The organism is Limnohabitans sp. INBF002 (assembly GCF_027924905.1).
Lineage (GTDB): Bacteria > Pseudomonadota > Gammaproteobacteria > Burkholderiales > Burkholderiaceae_C > Limnohabitans.
Genome location: NZ_AP027055.1, coordinates 326,294 through 340,631 on the forward strand (window position 1 = coordinate 326,294; position 14,338 = coordinate 340,631).

Below are 14,338 nucleotides of genomic sequence, written 5' to 3' on the forward strand. Positions count from 1 at the left end.
GCGTTGTCGCAGGTTTTCGCAAGTGTCTGGCGCTGGTCGTCCTCTAAAATATCTCACAAATGTGAGTTTTATTAAAAAGAGGTGAATTTATGCAAGCTGACGAACTTTTGGCAAAACTCACAAAAAGTGTTGAGAACCTGCAAATATCCTGCAACTACGAGTTGGAGCAGCAAAACAAAGCTAACGACATCGAATACACAAACATGGCAAGCCTGTATTTTTGGTGGCGCGAGGCTTCGACCATTGAGGGCTTTTTGGAAGCCGAATATGCCAAATTAACAACCCGCAAACTTAGAACACTTCCCGACAGCATAAATTTCAGGGGCATCTTGCTTAAGTTTTACGGCAATATGCTGGGTGATACGGTGTCAGCTCGTAAAAGCCGTGTGCTGAACGCACTGAACAAAGAATTTCAAAAAAATCCTGCGCTGTATGCCAAGGATGGCGTAAAGAAATTAGCCCAATTTATTGAGAACAGTGGGGGCATGGTTGGACTTTATGACCCAACAAACAGCGAACTAAACGCATACGAAGACGAGGTTGAACCCGAAGCAGATGACGCAGCAACTGAGAGCGTAAAAAAACGGTACATGGAGGTGGTACATGTATCAATATCAAATGACATGCGTACAAAGGCTTTGGTTGATGATGCTAAAGAATATTTCGCGCACAGCAACAAGCTGCAAAAGGTACAAATATCCCCAGAGCTAAATGCACAAGCAGACGATTTTGTGGTGATTGCCGCGAGAAAAGTGAATGACAGCTACGAAATAATTGAGCTAACAAAAAATGACAAGCAACTGAACACCGCATTGGTGACTGCATACAGGCAACAGTATGGGGCCTTGGACAACAGCACACGTTGCATTTTGGAAACGATTAAAACGCAGTGCTTGTCGCAAAAAGCAGCGCGGCACATGGACAAGGCATTGGTGGAGCCCAGTACTTACCACGATGCCGAAGCAAGCTACAAAAAGATTTCTGCAAAAAGACGTTTGATTTACTCGCCACAACGTGACGAACTGATACTGAGCCCAATTGACTATTTGGACGAAAACGGCAACATGGTTGGTGGCGCAGTCACCATTGCCAAACCAAAAACTAAGATTTTTGAAAATGCTGTGACCGACCTCTACCAAATTGGCAGTGGCGCATTAAAAGGTGTCGAGGGTTTTAGCAAAGGCATGAGCGCCAAAGCTGCTATCGCAAAGTGGCAAGAAGCGCACGATGTGAGAAAGTGGATTGTTAGCTGGTTGGACACGTACACAGATTACGTCATTCGTGTAGGCTATCGCTTCTGATTTTCTTGCTATCTACCCAGTTGAAGCTTTTAAAGTTTAAACCCCACTTCTCGCAAGAGTCGTGGGGTTTTGTACGTATGGAACTCTTGATGTAAATCAATAATCCGAATGGGTATGGTTGATCCGTATCAATAGATGCTTTCCCAATTTGCGATGAAATTGACAGCACGGGAATAGACCCGAGTTACGCTAAGGAAAGCATCATGAAAAAAATTCTCATCGCCGCCGCTGTTGGTATGTTGGTTGCTGGTCAAGTGGCCGCACAAGAAAGCCCATGGTTGGTTCGTGCACGTGCTGTTAAGTTGAGCATGGCAAACCATGACGCGACAGGTTTAGATTTGAGCGTCAATGACAAAACCATCCCCGAGTTGGATGTGAGCTACTTCTTCAACAAAAACGTCGCTGCAGAATTGGTGCTAACTATTCCTCAGCAACAAACAGTATCCATCGCCGGAGCTGATAGCGGGACATTTAAGCATTTGCCACCCACATTGACTGTTCAATACCATTTCACCAACTTCAATGGTTTCAAGCCTTATGTCGGTGCTGGATTGAACTACACAAAAATCTCTAAGACAAATGTTTTAAATGGCGCCGCCACATTGGAGAACAGCAGTTTTGGTTATGCATTGCAAGCAGGTGTTGACGTGCCATTGACAAAACAAGTTTCACTGAACTTCGATGTAAAGAAGGTCAATATTCAATCGGAGGTCTATGTGAACAATGTGAGCAAAGGCACTTTGAAGCTCGACCCAGTGCTGGTCGGTGTGGGCATCGGCTACCGCTTCTAAGCAGCCCGTATTGACCCAACCCCATCACGCGCAAGCGTGATGGGGTTTTTTAATGCCCATGTGAATTGCGTCGATAATTTTTGATGTGAACTCTCCTGATCTTTTCTCTCCCCTGGCCCAAGCGCGTCGCTCGGTGCGCGGCTATCTTTCCACCCCCGTTTCGGACGATCTGTTGCACGACGTGATGAGGCTGGCTCGTTTGGCACCCAGTGGTGCCAATTTGCAACCAGGGGTGTTCATTGCCGTGCAGGGCAGTGTCAGGGCGCAGCTGTGTGCTGAGTTGGTGGCGTCTTGGCGAGCTGGCGAACAGGAGAAAGAGGATTACGACTACTTCCCCAACCCCATGCCCATGACGTTGCGCCGCCGACAAGTGGCGGCTGCACAGGCTTTGTATGGTGCATTGGGTGTGGCGCGTGATGACCGCACGGGGCGTGATGTCCAGTTTGAGAAAAATTTCCGTTTCTTCGATGCGCCCGTGGCCTTGATCGTCACCATGCCACACGGTTTTGGCAGTGGCGGCTATATGGACTTAGGCATGACGCTGTATGGCTTGATGTTGGCTGCGCATGCCAAGGGTTTGTCAACGTGTGCCATTGGCGCCTTGGCGTCGTACCCGGGGTTGATTCGCAAACACTTGGCGCTGGATGATTCGTCGCACATTGTGTGTGGCTTGGCTTTGGGCTACGCCGATCCAGAGGCGCCTGTGAACCAAACGCAAACCACGCGTTGCGACCTGGATGAGTATTTCAAGGTGATGGGCTGATCCGCCTCATCCGTTTATAGCCAGCGCACCACCGCTGCAGACCCCAGGCCCCCAGCTCCAGCGACGGCCGCAAGACCGTGTGCCCCCGAGGTGTTGTGACGCTCAAGGTTGGCCAGCAAACGCACCAGCGCAATCGCCGCTGAAGCCCCAATCGGGTGGCCTCTGGCCAGCCCACCGCCCATGGGGTTCAAGCATTCGGGCGCGATGCCCAAGCGTTCGGTAAAACTCAATCCTTGCACAGCAAAAGCGTCGTGCAGTTCGATGAAACGCATTGCGTTTGCCTGCGCAAAGTTGGCGCGCTTCAGGGCTTCAAGCGCAGCAAGCTCTGCCGCCAGCAGCGGAAATTCGGGCGCAGCGCCAATGGATGCATTCGACACCCAAGTGGCTTTCGCGTGGTGATTCAAATGTGCAGCCGCTTTGGGGCTAAGCAGGAGCACAAAAGCGGCGCCATCCGCTTGTGCCGAAATGGTCAGGGTGCTAAGGGCGAATGCGTCATGGCTCTCATCTTCGGCCACGGCATCTGTGCGTGCCACGACCGGCATGCGTGCGGCGCGGTGGCTGTCGATGTGTCTGGGGTAGCTGTCATGCACCACACCCGCGACAGCCACAATTTCTTGTGCGATGTGAGGTTCAGCCATCACCGCGCGTGAATGGCTCTGCTGGGCGTAGGCTTCTTGTTGTGCCCGTGTGTAGCCATTTTGTGCGGCATAGCGGGCGGCAGACAGCAGCATGTCTGGGTCTTTGTCTGGATGAGGCACGAAGGCAGGGCGTTCATAAGCCACGGCTGCTTCGTCTGTGTGCAAGGGACGGTGCATGCGGATGGGAGAGCGGCTCCACGCTTCAACGCCACCTGCCACCACCACCTCTGCCTGCCCCGAGGCGATCATGGCCACGCCTAGGGCGATGGCATCTAAACCGGCACAACACTGGGTGTCCACCGTGAGTGCGGCGCACGCCTCTGGCAAGCCCGCATGAAGCGCCAACATGCGCGCTGGATTTCCGCCTGCGCCTAAGGCATTGCCCACCACCACCGCATTGACCTGGGATGCCTCAACACCTGCACGTTGCAGCAAAGCTTGCACCACGGGGGCGGCAATGTCGTGCGCGTGCAGGGCTTTGAATGCGCCGTCACGCGCCACCACGGCACTGCGTGCCCATGCGGCGATCAAGGGAGCGTGGGTAGACATGGCAATGCCTTTGCAAGTGCGAGGTGGTCAGTTTTACCGCTGGCCGTAAAGGGCCAGTCTGCACATATGAGAAATCGTTTAGGTACTTTGTAGCTTTCTAATTGCGCACGACATGCGGCTGACAGCTGCTGTGTGGTGACCTGGATGTCTGTGGGATGGGTTTGTATCACCGCGACCACTTGCTGCCCACGGATGGGGTCGGGCACGCCATGCACAGAAGCTTGAGCAATGCCTGGGCACGTCATGAGTACGGCTTCAAGTTCTTCAGGAAACAGGTTCTTGCCCTGGGTGACGAGCATGCGGTTTTCACGTCCCACCAGACACAAGAAACCATGTGGGTCAAAGTAGCCCATGTCGCGTACGGACAGCCAATCGCCGTCACGCACGGCAGCGGTGTGGTCGGTTTGCGGCCCCACGTAGTCCATGAACAGCATAGGGCTGCGCACGAAAATTTGCCCTGTGCCAAGTGGTGGCGCAGGGTGTCGAACGTCAATCTCGACGTTCGCAAAGGGTTTGCCCACCGCATTGGGTGGCGCGGAGGCATCGGCATCCATCCAAGCCATGAAGCTGGTTTCAGAGGCGCCATAAAACTCAACGATCCGCGCTTTAGGAAAAAGCGCTTGAAGCTGCGCGGTGCGGTCGCGCATCCAACGCGCACCGCTGATCAAGATCAAGCGCACGTCTTGCATGGGGGCAATGGCGCGGCGTGCCGCTAATTCGAGCATGAGCAGCAGCTGGCTTGGCACTGCCACCAAGCAGGGGGTGCGGCCTTGTTTCAAGGTGTCCATCATGCGGGCGGCAGAGAAGCGTTCTTGCACCACCACACCGGCGCCACTCCACAAGCCCAGCATCATGCCGAACAAAAACAGCGAGTGAGAAAACCGCCCAGGTGCCAGCACACAGCTGGCGGCAGCTTCGCCAAAGGTGTCGATGCAGACTTGCAAGCTTTCGGTCCACGATTGGTGGTGGCGCCGAAACCCTTTGGGAATACCCGTGCTGCCAGAGGTAAACCCAATGTAGAACGGGCTTGTTGGCGTAGGCTCTGGTGGCGTGGCGGGGTCGCTTGAGAAAGTTTGTTGTACGTTTTGGCGCACCGCACTTGGCCAATCGGGGTCGCTGACCGCCGCACAGCGCCCGCTGGTGATGATGGCCAAGAAAGACACCATTTGCGCCATGGTGGTGAGCTGGTCGTCAACAAAGACAGTGGCTGGCGCATGGCTGCGCTGCAGTTCATGGGCTTGCTGTTGAACCTGTGCGTAGAGCTGCGCAAAGGTGAGCGAGGTCTGCCCATCATCCATGGCCACCACATGTGCGCGGGTTTGAGCCCAACGCGCCAGTGGCGCATGAACCAAGAGGTCAGCCACCAAAGCGCCAATCAGGCAAGCCACGCGCCACGGTGTGGACCACGGTGGCGCACAACGCGCATTTGATCAAGTCACCGGGCACGAATACCAAGGTGCCCATGATGGCTTGCTCCCACGACAGGTTGGCAATGTTGACCAAGCCCACAACACCAAACACATGCACCACCAACAAACCGCCCACGGCAGAGGCGATGAAAGCACTGATGGCAGAGCTGCGCGGCGAATGCTTAGGCAGCACCGCCATGACCCAACCCGCCACAAAAGCGCCGACAGGCCAGCCCACGAGGTAACCGCTGGCAGGTGAAAAGAACACGCCCAAACCACCTCTGCCACCCGACAGCAACGGCAAGCCCAACGCAACCGCTGCCAAGAACAACAACAAGGCTTGCAATGCACGCTTGGGGCCTAGCATGCAACCCGCCAGCATCACGCCTAAGGTTTGCAGCGTGATGGGCACGCCCAAAGGCAAGTCAATTTTGGGAATCAGGCCGAAGACAGCAATGAGTGCCGCAAACAAGGAGACCAAGGCGATAGAGAGTGAAGATGTGTGCATAAGAAAAATCGTGGCCGTCGCTTCAGCGACGAAGGCGAACGTGCAAGGTGTCCGCCACACGGCGGGCAGCCACCAGCATTTGAATGGTGAGAGGAGCCAATATTTTAAAACCCCCAGCCTTGCCCGTACGCATGCGATGTGCATCATCCAAGCGGCGCCAGAGAATGAAAAAATGTTCGGTAAATCGCAGCATCAAAGCCAGTTGCAAAGCCAGTTGCTCTGACGCGATGCCGAAAATCTTCAGCGGTGACAAGACACGTTCAAACACATGCAGCAAATCGCTGTAACGCGTGGTCAGTGTGAGGGCGATGCCCATCAGGGTGGTGCTGACCAAGCGCAGCACCGTCACGGCAGCCAAGGTGGGGTGACGCATGGTCAGATGAAACACCGCAATCAACACGCTGGCAATCACGAGCCCCATCAGCAAAGGCTTGGCGCTGGCGGTGATACGCCCCAACGAGACGAAGATGGCCACACACACCAGCGCACTTGCACCCAGTGTGAGCAACTGGCCTGTGAAAAACAAGCCGGTGCCCAGCACAGCCAAAAATACCAACTTCACCGAAGCGGGCACACCGTGTAGCCATGTGCGTTGTTCGCTGTAAAGGCTTTTCATGAACTTAGGCCGTTCGCAACGCGACATCGGCTTCGTAAGCCGCACAGACGTCAGCGCCCAAGCCATCCAATCGCACCTTGCCTTGGTCTAACCAAATGACGCGTTCAAAGTGCCGCACATGATCGAGCACATGCGTCGACACAATGATTTGCTCTTTGGCTTGTGCAATGTCACGACGCAACAAGGCTTGGCCTGGTAAGTCGAGGCTTGAGAAGGGCTCGTCTAACAAGAGGGTGTTGTGCGAGGCAATCATCAACGCCAACCAACACACATGCTGGCGCTGGCCTTGGCTGAGGCTTCCGATCGCGCGTGGCGCCCAGTGCGCCAAGTGGCGTGCAGCCAGCCAATCACGCACACGCGTTTGTGCGTTATGGCGTGACAGTTTGAGGTGATGCAGGCTCAATGCCAACTCTTCTTCCACCGTGGGAAAAATGATTTGCTCGTCTGGGTTTTGAAACATCATGCCCACCGTGTTGGGGCCATTTGGCAACGTGACGCGCCCAGCTTGCGGCGTGTCTAAGCCACAAATGAGGCGAAACAAACTGCTTTTGCCAGCACCGTTGTCGCCGATCAAACCAATGCGTGATTCTTTGAGGTGCAGTGACAATGCTTTGAAGACGGCTACACCACCTCGAATCAAAGTGATTTCGTCAAGGTGGAGGTCTTGGGATTTGGAAAAAATTGGAATGACAGAATTTGTCTGCATATTCAAAAACAGATGTACGGCATTAATTATCGACGAGCGCGTCAATCGTTTAATTCGACTCGTCTTGTGCCAGATTACTCAAAATAGCGAATAACACACGGCGTGTGGTTTGAATATCTGACGTACTAAGGCCTTGAATGCTGACCTGATTGGTCTCCTCAGCAAGAGGTACTAATTTTTTCTTGAGAGCGCGCCCTGCTGAGGTTAGATGCACATACATATTTTTTCGGTTGTCTGGTAATTGACGGCGTTCGATGTAACCCAAGGCCTCCATGGTTTTCATTGCAGCGAATGTGGTTGGCTCCATCACACCAGCGCGATCGCTGAGTTCGCGCTGGGTTAACCCATCGGTTTCCCACAAAATTCGCAAAAACGTCCAGTGCCCAAACGGTACGCCGTGTTTGGCTAGGCGCAACTGCAAGGCCCGTGTGTAGGCGCGTCCTGCATCACGTACCAAATGTGCAAGGCGGTCGTTGGGGACATCTTCTTGCCAGTGGCGCAAAATATTGCGCGTTTCATCAAATTTTTTTTTCTTCATTCAACACGCCGGTGGCACTTGGTGAGTCGGAATTTGAATTTGACCACTTTCTGCTGAATCCAAAATCGCCAAACTAACAGCCGTAGTGGCACGTGCCCAGATGCCGCTATGCAGTACAGGTTTGCTGTCAACAATGGCGTTGTAAAGCTCGTCGATCACTTCGCTGCGTGGCAGGGTGGGAGGTTCTAAGGCGTCGAGCTTGACGTCGAAGTTGCCATCGATCCACACCCCTTGCGGTGTAGGTCGCAAATCGGCATGGTCACAGCTGACGATGATTGGACCAAAATGTTGGTGCTGTGCGTTTGGTGGTAGCGCGAGACTGCCCGACCATTGTGCAGCGCCATAGTTTCGTGATGCCTTCAGCGTGGCTTCGTCGGAAGCGGTACTTGCATTCATCAAACGTTTCCGAGCGATGCCATGCTCGGCCCAATTTTTGGTTTGGCCTAATTCTCCAATGCCATCCATCCAGCGATCACTGTCAAAGTGGCCATAGCCGTTGTAACTCATACTGGCAAATGCCCCGCCTTCAAACCCGAGCAATGCGCTGTAAGCACCTTCCGTGGGGCGCGCTGCATCCCATGCACCCGTGTGCGCCATCACGCTGTTGACGCAGCCTCCACCAAGGAGGCGCACGATGTCAATTTGATGGGCTGCTTGGCTAAATATCACGCCCCCACCTGCTCGCGTATCTAGCTCTTCTGGTCGGCGAGGTCGGTATAGAAAATCGGTGTAATTTAAAGCATGGATCATTCGCACACGACCAAATGCGCCACTTTGAATGAGTTGGTGCGCTTTGAGGATTGGCGCGTTGAAACTATGGCTGTGCCCCACCATCAAGACGACACCAGCGCGTGCGGTAGCTTCAATCATGCGCGTGCATTCATCCAAGGTGAGTGCCATGGGTTTTTCTACCATGACGTGTTTGCCATGCGCTGCCGCCATTTCTACTTGCGCAGCATGCAGTTGATGTGGCGTAGCGATGTAAATGGCTTGTACTTTAGGGTTGGCGCATAAAGCCTCAAAGTTAGGGTCACACGCGATACCAAAGTCACGTTCAAACTGTGCACAGGCGAAGGGCTGTGGATCTGTGGCAGCCACCAACTGAATGCGAGTGTCGTTGGCCAACGTTGGGAGCATCAACGTGAACGCTCGACCTAAACCTGCGACACCGAGGCGAAGCTTCGATGAAGTCATAAGTCAAGCACCAGTTCTGTAGATTTGGCACGCGAAACGCAAACCATGATTTGATGTGTGTGCTCGTCAGGTCTGAGGACCATGTCACGGTGCTCAGCTTCTCCTGCGATCAGCCCTGTGCGGCACGAACCGCACGTACCACTTTCGCAAGAGCTGGAGACGACATGGCCACATGCGCGCAAGACCTCCAGAATACTTTGTTCGGTAGGTACTGTCATGCGTGTGCCTGACTTTTGTAGCACCACGTCAAAGATTTTGTTTTCAGCAAAACCAGTTTGTGCCACGCCAAAACTCTCAAAGTGGATACGCTCACTGGGCCAATGTCCCGTCATGTCACGCACGCTGTCCATCAGTCCCTGTGGACCACAGCAATACACATGCGCATTGCTGGGTCGCTCAAACACAGGCCACAGATCCAGTGCTTTCGCAGGGTCGCCATGGTCGTGGTGAACTTTGACTTTTCCCGCCAGCTCAGGTGCATGGAGTTCATCCATAAAGGCTGTGCCAGCGGCATCACGCGTGCAGTAATACAGCTTGAAATCGGTACGGCCCTGACTGAGCAAGCGACGCATCATCGACAAGATGGGTGTGATACCAATGCCACCTGCCACAAAGATGTATGACGCTGCAGTTTCATTGAGTTCAAACAGGTTGGCCCACGGCAAGGTTGGGAGTAAGTCACCTGCCTGCACGTTGTCCACCATGCTTTGTGAGCCTCCTCGTCCTTTTGCATCTCGTTTGACAGCGATTTGCCATGTCGTAGTTTGCTCTGGATCTCCGCACAACGAATAGCTCCGACGCATCCCAATTGGGGTCTGTACGGTGATATGCGCGCCTGCTGTGAATGCAGGCAGCTCTTGCCCTTCAGGGTGCGCAAGCTCGAACAACGTGATATCTGTGGCAATTGATTGTTTGCGTGTGACACGCAGGAAGGTGAAGGGTTCGCTCATATACAGGTTGTGCTTTGTGTGACAGAGGTTGAGTTGACATAGATCAAGAATTCAAATAATCTTAGTCATCTAACTATATTTTTGCAAGCTCAAAAAGGAAATTTATGTTGACGCCGGAAGAAAACGATCTGTTGTGCCGCGTGGAAGGCAAGGCGCCCATGGGGCAGCTGATGCGTCGTCATTGGCAAGCCATTTGTCTGCTGGAAGAAGTCAGTGAGCCTGATGGAAAACCGATTCGTGCCCGCGTGTTGGGTGAGGACTTGGTGGTGTTTCGTGACACCGAGGGACGTGTGGGGGTGATGGACGAATATTGCCCGCATCGCCGCGCATCCTTGGTTTATGGCCGTAATGAAAACTGTGGATTGCGTTGCCTGTATCACGGCTGGAAGATGGACGTGGCAGGTAACGTCACAGAGATGAGTTCAGAGCCAGTGGCCAGCGGTATGGCCAATAAGGTTAAGCACACCGCTTACCCGACCAAAGAATGGGGCGGTTTTGTGTGGGCCTACATGGGCCCCGCAGACGCGATGACTGAATTCACGCCACCACCTTGGGCGCCAACAGAAGATGTTCGTGTGTCGATTGCCAAAATCATCATTCCGTGCAACTGGGCACAAATTTTGGAAGGTCAAATTGACTCGGCGCATAGCTCTAGCTTGCACTCTTCGGACATGGTGCCTGCCCGCGTGGATGGTGCAAAAGCAACAGACAAAAACTGGCTTCGCCCATCCACGGATAAAGCGCCGCGCATGCAAACTCAGCGTGATGCCTATGGTTTTCGGTATGCAGCGATTCGTCGTCCAATCCATAACGCGGCAACGCATGAGTATGTACGCTCGACCGTGTTTGTCGCGCCTGCGTCGGCGTTGATCCCTCCCAATAATTTGTACAACGTCGCCAACATCAATACGGCCATTGACGATACACATACAGCGTTTCATTTCATTGCTTGGGGTGACCCCGCCAGCACGCCTGAAACAGCCACTTGGCGCCAATTTTTGTCCGCGCAAGTAGGGGTCGATGTGGATGCGCAGTTCAAGCCTGTACGCACTGTTGCGAACGACTTCATGCAAGACCGTCAAGCGATGAAGGCCGGCAACTTCACTGGCATTCCAGGTATTCCTAATCAAGACATGGCGATGTGGGTGACGATGGGACCCATTGCAGACCGTACCCATGACCGTTTGGGCGCTAGTGATTTAGCCATTGTGGAATTTCGCCGACAAATGTTGGAGGCCGTTCAAAGCTTCATGAAAGGCGAACCTCCTATTGGGGTTGGCCCGCTTCGTATTCCAAGCACGATGTGTTCGTATCAAGCCGTTGTACCTAAAGACGTGGATTGGCGCGAGCACGTTGCAAAACCCGTTTAGTTAAAAATCAGGAGACAAACCATGAGTTTAAAAAATATTTTTCGTCGCCATGCATTGCAATCTGTTGCGTTGGCCGCGGTGACTGCGAGTATTGGATCTGCTGCATTCGCACAGACGTATCCAACCCGATCCATCAAATTCATCGTGCCGTACTCGGCAGGTGGTTTGCCTGACACCGTGGCACGTATTTATGCGCAACGCCTAGGTGACCGCTTAGGTCAACCCGTTGTCGTTGACAACAAGCCTGGAGCGAATGGTGTCGTGGCCGCACAAGCCATGGCGACATCGCCGAAGGATGGCTACACCTTTTTAGTGACTGATGGTTCGATGTTCTCTATCAATCCATCGCTCTACAAGACCATCAGCTACGACTACAAGCGTGACTTTGTTCCCGTTTCTTTGGCCGCGCGAGCACCTTTGTATTTGGCCGTTCACCCCAAAACACCGGCCAACAATTTGCGTGAATTGATTGCGTTAGCAAAAGCCAAGCCCGGCACATTGACTTATGGGTCTTCTGGCATTGGCAGCACGCACCATCTGAGCATGGAAGCGATGAAAGCTGCTTTGTCGCTGGACATCACACACATTCCATTCAAAGGTACTGGCCAATCCGTACCTGCGTTGATTGGTGGTCAAGTCGACATGTTGTTTTCTGCCTTGCCATCCCTGTCTGGCTTTGTGAAGTCGGGTCAAGTGCGCTTGGTTGGCAGTAACTCAGGCAAGCGGTCGGCTCAAGAACCTAACGTCCCCACCATTGCCGAAGTGATTCCTGGTTTTGACTTCGCGCCTATTGTCGGTGTGTTGGCCTCCACGGGAACACCACAGGCAGCGATGGACCGCATCAGTGCTGAAATGGCGTTTGTCGCTAAGCAACCCGAAACCATTCAAATCTTGAGCAATGCTGGCATTGAGGCTATTGGCGGTAGCGCAGCTGACTATGCGCGTGCTATTGCAGACGAAAACGAGCGCCTTGGCAAAGCCGTCCATGCCGCAGGCATCAAACAACAGGAGTAATGTGTGAGTCGATTGAAACTGAGCTTTGCGTGTTGGAACTACGACCGCACCCGTGCCTTGATGGATGGCACGGTGCCTGTCGATGGCATTGACTTGAACTATTTGAATTTGCCTGTGGAAGAAACCTTCTTTCGCATGGCTCGGTTCCAAGAGTTTGATGTGGCAGAAATGTCGTTGTCGTCTTATTGCGTCACGCTGTCCAAACCCGAGCGTCCGTTTGTCGCGTTGCCTATTTTCCCATCCCGCTTCTTTCGTCACTCCTGCATTTATGTGAATGCCAACAGCGGCATCCATGAGCCGAAAGATTTGATTGGCAAACGCATTGCTAGCCCCGAATACCAAATGACAGCGCCGGTGTGGATTCGTGGCATCTTGTCTGATCATTACGGTGTGCCAGTGGACGCGCAGCCTTATTTATTTGGCGGTGAAGAAGAGTCGGGACGTATCGAAAAGATGAAGCTGCAGTTGCCGCCGAATATTCAAGTCAACCCCATCGGTCCCACGCAAACCTTGTCAAAGATGTTGCACGATGGTGAATTGGATGCGCTCTACACCGCGCGCATGCCATCTTCATTTCTCAAAGGCGATGGCAAGGTCAAGCGTTTGTTTGAGAACTATGTCGATGTCGAGCGTGCTTATTACCGTGAAACAGGCATTTTTCCGATCATGCACACGGTGGTGATTCGCCGTGAGGTGTATGAAGCAAACCGTTGGATTGCACAATCGTTGACCAAGGCTTTCATTGAAGCGCAGCGCCGCACGTATGACGACTTGTACGAAACGGCTGCACTCAAGGCGATGCTGCCTTGGTTAACGGCACATGTGGAAGATGCCCGACGCGAATTTGGTGACGACTGGTGGTCTTACGGTCTTGAGAAGAACCGAAAAACCTTGGAGACCTTTACCCGCTATCACCACGAACAAGGTTTGTCGCCTCGTCAGTTGGATGTGGCGGAGTTGTTTGCACCCGAGTCGCTTGAAGCGTTCAAGATTTAAGTTCTTTCATAAGGAGTCAGCATGAAGAAGTGTTTTCAATGGATGGCTGCTGTTGCGTTGGGTTTGGCTTGCTCGCTAGGTAACAGTTTCGCGCAAAGCTACCCAAACAAACCCATTCAAATCATCGTGCCCGTCGCCGCAGGGGGCGGCACGGATTTGTTGGCGCGTACCTTGGGGCAAAAAGTCGGTGAGCTACTGGGGCAGTCGGTGGTGATTGAAAACCGCTTAGGCGCTGGCGGCAACATCGGCGTGGAAGCTGTGACCAAAGCCAAACCCGATGGCTACACCTTGCTGCTTTCGCCGGGCACCATTGCCACCAATGTGGCGGTGTATCGCAAGCTGCCTTATGACTTGCTGAAAGACTTGCAAACCGTCACCTTGGTCGGGCAAACGGGATCGGTGCTGGTGGTGCACCCTTCGGTCAAGGCGAACAACTTGCGCGAATTTGTGGACTTGGCCAAAGCCAATCCTGGCGAATTGAATTACGGCACGGCAGGCATGAGTAGCCCACAGCACTTGCATGCGGAGTTCTTCAACCAACTCGCTGGCACCAAAACCAATCACATCCCCTACAAAGGGCAATCCCAAGCGATGACAGATTTGGTGGGTGGTCAGCTGGCTTACATGTTCAGCCCTGTGCAAAACGCGTTGCCCTATATCCAACAAGGGCGCATCCGCGCGTTGGCCATGGCTGCTTCGCAGCGCAACCCCAACTTGCCTAACGTGCCTTCGTTGGCTGAGTCAGGCTACAAAGGCGTGGACTTGGCCAACTGGTTTGCGGTGTATGCCCCTGCAGGCACACCGCCAGCCATTGTCAAAAAACTCAACGCGGCATTTGTGCAAGTCGGCAACACGCCCGAGATGAAAGCCAAGTTTGAGAAGCTGGGTTTTGAGCCTTTCTTCACCTCCTCCGAAAGCGGCACAGACTTCATGCGCTCCGAATTGGTGCGCTGGGCACGCGTCGCCGCCTATGCCGGCATCAAAGCCGAATAACG

15 protein-coding genes are annotated in these 14,338 nt (G+C 53.5%); 7 read left to right on the forward strand and 8 right to left on the reverse strand.

Annotated features, from left to right (window positions below):
• Positions 1–89 precede the first annotated feature (89 nt).
• From QMG15_RS01705 to QMG15_RS01715, 3 genes are all read left to right on the forward strand, one after another.
• Positions 90–1,301 carry a hypothetical protein gene (locus QMG15_RS01705; protein ID WP_281789201.1) on the forward strand — a complete coding sequence of 404 codons (1,212 nt, stop codon included), beginning with the start codon at positions 90–92 and terminating at the stop codon, positions 1,299–1,301.
• A 203-nt stretch (positions 1,302–1,504) separates the two neighbouring features.
• The gene (locus tag QMG15_RS01710; protein ID WP_281789202.1) at positions 1,505–2,092 is read left to right on the forward strand and encodes an OmpW family outer membrane protein; all 588 of its coding nucleotides are present in this window, start codon (positions 1,505–1,507) and stop codon (positions 2,090–2,092) included.
• Positions 2,093–2,177: 85 nt separating this feature from the next.
• The gene (locus QMG15_RS01715) at positions 2,178–2,855 is read left to right on the forward strand and encodes a nitroreductase (protein ID WP_281789203.1); all 678 of its coding nucleotides are present in this window, start codon (positions 2,178–2,180) and stop codon (positions 2,853–2,855) included.
• 14 nt (positions 2,856–2,869) lie between these two features.
• Here the strand turns inward: QMG15_RS01715 and QMG15_RS01720 are convergent, their stop codons facing one another.
• Genes QMG15_RS01720 through QMG15_RS01755 form a run of 8 tightly spaced genes read right to left on the reverse strand, consistent with a single transcriptional unit; the run spans position 2,870 to position 9,963 of the window.
• Positions 2,870–4,042 carry a thiolase family protein gene (locus tag QMG15_RS01720; protein WP_281789204.1) on the reverse strand — a complete coding sequence of 391 codons (1,173 nt, stop codon included), beginning with the start codon at positions 4,040–4,042 and terminating at the stop codon, positions 2,870–2,872.
• Entirely contained in the window at positions 4,021–5,430 is a 1,410-nt protein-coding gene (locus QMG15_RS01725; RefSeq protein ID WP_281789205.1) for an AMP-binding protein, read from the reverse strand. The genes QMG15_RS01720 and QMG15_RS01725 overlap by 22 nt, the downstream gene beginning before the upstream one ends.
• Positions 5,399–5,959, reverse strand: coding sequence for a biotin transporter BioY (locus tag QMG15_RS01730; RefSeq protein WP_108359793.1), 561 nt, complete (start codon positions 5,957–5,959; stop codon positions 5,399–5,401). The genes QMG15_RS01725 and QMG15_RS01730 overlap by 32 nt, the downstream gene beginning before the upstream one ends.
• A 22-nt stretch (positions 5,960–5,981) precedes the next feature.
• The gene (locus QMG15_RS01735) at positions 5,982–6,575 is read right to left on the reverse strand and encodes a CbiQ family ECF transporter T component (RefSeq protein ID WP_281789206.1); all 594 of its coding nucleotides are present in this window, start codon (positions 6,573–6,575) and stop codon (positions 5,982–5,984) included.
• A 4-nt stretch (positions 6,576–6,579) separates the two neighbouring features.
• Positions 6,580–7,281, reverse strand: coding sequence for an ABC transporter ATP-binding protein (locus tag QMG15_RS01740; protein WP_281789207.1), 702 nt, complete (start codon positions 7,279–7,281; stop codon positions 6,580–6,582).
• A 49-nt stretch (positions 7,282–7,330) separates the two neighbouring features.
• Positions 7,331–7,819: a MarR family transcriptional regulator gene (locus QMG15_RS01745; RefSeq protein ID WP_281789208.1), complete on the reverse strand. Its 489-nt coding sequence runs from the start codon at positions 7,817–7,819 to the stop codon at positions 7,331–7,333.
• Positions 7,820–9,013 (reverse strand): Gfo/Idh/MocA family oxidoreductase, encoded by a 1,194-nt coding sequence (locus QMG15_RS01750; protein ID WP_281789209.1) that lies wholly within the window; start codon positions 9,011–9,013, stop codon positions 7,820–7,822. It abuts the gene before it with no gap.
• A complete protein-coding gene (locus QMG15_RS01755) occupies positions 9,010–9,963 on the reverse strand; it encodes a PDR/VanB family oxidoreductase (RefSeq protein WP_281789210.1) in 954 nt (317 codons plus the stop codon). Before QMG15_RS01755 ends, QMG15_RS01750 begins: the two co-directional genes overlap by 4 nt.
• A 104-nt stretch (positions 9,964–10,067) precedes the next feature.
• On the opposite strand from QMG15_RS01755, the gene QMG15_RS01760 reads away from it, so the two are divergent.
• Genes QMG15_RS01760 through QMG15_RS01775 form a run of 4 tightly spaced genes read left to right on the forward strand, consistent with a single transcriptional unit; the run spans position 10,068 to position 14,336 of the window.
• Positions 10,068–11,333 carry a Rieske 2Fe-2S domain-containing protein gene (locus tag QMG15_RS01760; RefSeq protein ID WP_281789211.1) on the forward strand — a complete coding sequence of 422 codons (1,266 nt, stop codon included), beginning with the start codon at positions 10,068–10,070 and terminating at the stop codon, positions 11,331–11,333.
• A 21-nt stretch (positions 11,334–11,354) separates the two neighbouring features.
• Positions 11,355–12,347 carry a tripartite tricarboxylate transporter substrate binding protein gene (locus QMG15_RS01765; RefSeq protein ID WP_281789212.1) on the forward strand — a complete coding sequence of 331 codons (993 nt, stop codon included), beginning with the start codon at positions 11,355–11,357 and terminating at the stop codon, positions 12,345–12,347.
• Between the two features lie 3 nt (positions 12,348–12,350).
• On the forward strand, positions 12,351–13,343 hold the full coding sequence (locus tag QMG15_RS01770) for a 4,5-dihydroxyphthalate decarboxylase (RefSeq protein ID WP_108359800.1): 993 nt from the start codon (positions 12,351–12,353) through the stop codon (positions 13,341–13,343).
• 21 nt (positions 13,344–13,364) lie between these two features.
• The gene (locus tag QMG15_RS01775) at positions 13,365–14,336 is read left to right on the forward strand and encodes a tripartite tricarboxylate transporter substrate binding protein (protein WP_281789213.1); all 972 of its coding nucleotides are present in this window, start codon (positions 13,365–13,367) and stop codon (positions 14,334–14,336) included.
• The last annotated feature ends 2 nt before the right edge of the window (positions 14,337–14,338 follow it).

Coding starts and splice junctions, on each gene's coding strand:
- QMG15_RS01705 (WP_281789201.1), top strand. CDS start 90: ATGCAAGCTGACGAACTTTTGGCAAAACTCACAAAAAGTGTTGAGAAC.
- QMG15_RS01710 (WP_281789202.1), top strand. CDS start 1,505: ATGAAAAAAATTCTCATCGCCGCCGCTGTTGGTATGTTGGTTGCTGGT.
- QMG15_RS01720 (WP_281789204.1), bottom strand. CDS start 4,042: ATGTCTACCCACGCTCCCTTGATCGCCGCATGGGCACGCAGTGCCGTG.
- QMG15_RS01730 (WP_108359793.1), bottom strand. CDS start 5,959: ATGCACACATCTTCACTCTCTATCGCCTTGGTCTCCTTGTTTGCGGCA.
- QMG15_RS01735 (WP_281789206.1), bottom strand. CDS start 6,575: ATGAAAAGCCTTTACAGCGAACAACGCACATGGCTACACGGTGTGCCC.
- QMG15_RS01740 (WP_281789207.1), bottom strand. CDS start 7,281: ATGCAGACAAATTCTGTCATTCCAATTTTTTCCAAATCCCAAGACCTC.
- QMG15_RS01745 (WP_281789208.1), bottom strand. CDS start 7,819: ATGAAGAAAAAAAAATTTGATGAAACGCGCAATATTTTGCGCCACTGG.
- QMG15_RS01750 (WP_281789209.1), bottom strand. CDS start 9,013: ATGACTTCATCGAAGCTTCGCCTCGGTGTCGCAGGTTTAGGTCGAGCG.
- QMG15_RS01755 (WP_281789210.1), bottom strand. CDS start 9,963: ATGAGCGAACCCTTCACCTTCCTGCGTGTCACACGCAAACAATCAATT.
- QMG15_RS01760 (WP_281789211.1), top strand. CDS start 10,068: ATGTTGACGCCGGAAGAAAACGATCTGTTGTGCCGCGTGGAAGGCAAG.
- QMG15_RS01765 (WP_281789212.1), top strand. CDS start 11,355: ATGAGTTTAAAAAATATTTTTCGTCGCCATGCATTGCAATCTGTTGCG.
- QMG15_RS01775 (WP_281789213.1), top strand. CDS start 13,365: ATGAAGAAGTGTTTTCAATGGATGGCTGCTGTTGCGTTGGGTTTGGCT.